Origin of the sequence: Collinsella sp. CLA-AP-H1, assembly GCF_040092945.1 — a bacterium.
Classification (GTDB): domain Bacteria; phylum Actinomycetota; class Coriobacteriia; order Coriobacteriales; family Coriobacteriaceae; genus Collinsella.
The window spans coordinates 1-657 of sequence record NZ_JBBNKO010000040.1; the positions used below are offsets into that span (position 1 = coordinate 1).

At 74.3% G+C, this 657-nt stretch carries 1 protein-coding gene; it reads right to left on the bottom strand.

Annotation, left to right across the window (positions count from 1 at the left end; all coding sequences use genetic code 11):
- Positions 1-398, bottom strand: a 398-nt coding sequence (locus AAAV44_RS09800) for a transposase (protein WP_349115463.1), incomplete at its 3' end; no start/stop codon positions are given.
- Positions 399-657: the final 259 nt, after the last annotated feature.

The window sequence follows — 657 nt, forward strand, 5'->3', positions numbered from 1 at the left end:
GCCTCGAGGGCCTCGCCGCGGCCCGGGACCCCCGACAGGGAGTCCGGCACGCCCAGGGCGGTCCGCGCGATCACCGCGGCGTCGCGCTCGTCGGTCTTGGCCTCGCCGGCGAACAGGCCCGCGGCGCGGCTGGCGGCGAGCCCGGGCAGGTGGGCGACCCCGAGCCCTGCGGCGCGGGCCCGCCTCACGGCGAGGGACCCTATGTTGCGGAACTGGTCGACGACGACGAGCGTGCCGGCGGGCGCGGAGGCGAACAGCGCGTCGAGCTCGGCCTCCCTGTTGCGGACGGGGGCGCTGGCCAGCACCTCCCCGTCGCGGTCGATCAGGCAGGCCCAGTGCGATGACTTGCCGACGTCCAGGCCGAGCACGGCCGCGGGTCTGGTGGATGGCGCTTTCACGGTGGTATCCTTCCGGTAGTCGTTCGACCGGATGGCCTCCCCCTCGGCACTCACATTACCAGCCGCGGCGCCTGCCCGGCACTTTCCTATCAGCCGTCGGGGGCGGCGCGTCCCGCGCCGGCAGCACCCAACGGGCCCTCTCGGGGGCAGGGACGTTCGGCCGTGCGCGGGCGCCCGGTCGGCGGCCCGTTCTGGGCGCGCCTCAATCGTAGCCCGAGACGGTCCCGGGCTGACAATTTCGACTGTAATGGACGTTCTT